Source organism: Sphingobium sp. GW821-FHT02B05 (assembly GCF_059421905.1).
On sequence record NZ_JBWKVW010000032.1, the window covers coordinates 1 to 1,044 of the forward strand.

At 60.4% G+C, this 1,044-nt stretch carries 1 protein-coding gene; it reads left to right on the forward strand.

Annotated features, from left to right (window positions below; genetic code table 11):
• Positions 1–1,040, forward strand: a protein-coding gene (locus AC07UX_RS21150; protein ID WP_495193933.1) for an IS3 family transposase whose coding sequence is annotated in 2 segments (ribosomal slippage) — positions 1–139 and positions 139–1,040 — 1,041 coding nt annotated over the 2 segments. Because the reading frame shifts where the segments join, the coding sequence is not laid out codon by codon here. This gene is flagged as partial in the annotation.
• Positions 1,041–1,044 lie beyond the last annotated feature (4 nt).

Sequence of the window (1,044 nt, forward strand, 5' to 3'; positions counted from 1 at the left end):
AGTCAGCATTCGCTGTACGCCTGGAAGCGGCAACTGGCGAAGGTTGTGTCTGGCGATGCCAGCAAGGATGCCGAGATCCGCCAGTTGAAGCGCGAGCTGGCCCGGGTGACCGAGGAGCGCGACATCCTAAAAAAAGCCACCGCGTATTTCGCCAGGGATGCAAAGTGAGATACGCATTTGTCGCCGAGCATCGTGACCAGTTCCGGGTTCGGTCGATGTGTCGGTGCCTGCGCATCCAACCCAGCGGCTTCTATGCCTGGCAGAAGAACCCGCTGAGCCAAAGAGCCCAGGACGATGCTCGGCAGACAGAGTTGATCCGGCAAGCCTGGAACGACAGCGGCAAAGTCTATGACTACCGCAAGTTGCACGACGACCTGCTGGATCAGGGCGAGACCTGCTGCCCGAACCGCGTTGCCCGGCTGACCAGACTGGCAGGTATCAAGGCGCAGATCGGCTACAAACGCCGACCAGGGAGCTATGGCGGCAAGCCATCCCTCGCGGTCGACAACACTCTGGATCGGCAGTTCGACGTTGCTGCCCCTGATCGGGCCTGGGTGACCGACATTACCTACATCCGCACCCTGGAGGGCTTTGCTTATCTGGCTGTCGTGATTGATCTCTACTCCCGCCGCGTGGTGGGCTGGTCGATGCAGAGCAGGCAGACCACCGATGCGGTCCTGCAAGCGCTGCACATGGCGGTATGGCGGCGCAAGCCGAAGCAGCGGGTGCTGATCCACTCAGATCAGGGCTCGCAGTTCACCAGCATGGACTGGGCGGCCTTCATCCGGGCTCACAATCTTGAGCATTCGATGAGCCGGCGCGGCAACTGCCATGACAACGCCGTCGCCGAGAGTTTCTTCTCTTCGCTCAAGCGTGAGCGCATTCGGCGCCGCACCTACAAAACACGCGAGGAAGCCCGGCAGGACGTGTTCGATTACATCGAGATGTTCTACAACCCGGTGCGCAAGCAGGTCAGGAACGGGATGCTGTCACCCGCCCAGTTCGAACGGCAGCAGATTTTGAAAGCAGAAGGCGTCTAGAAAA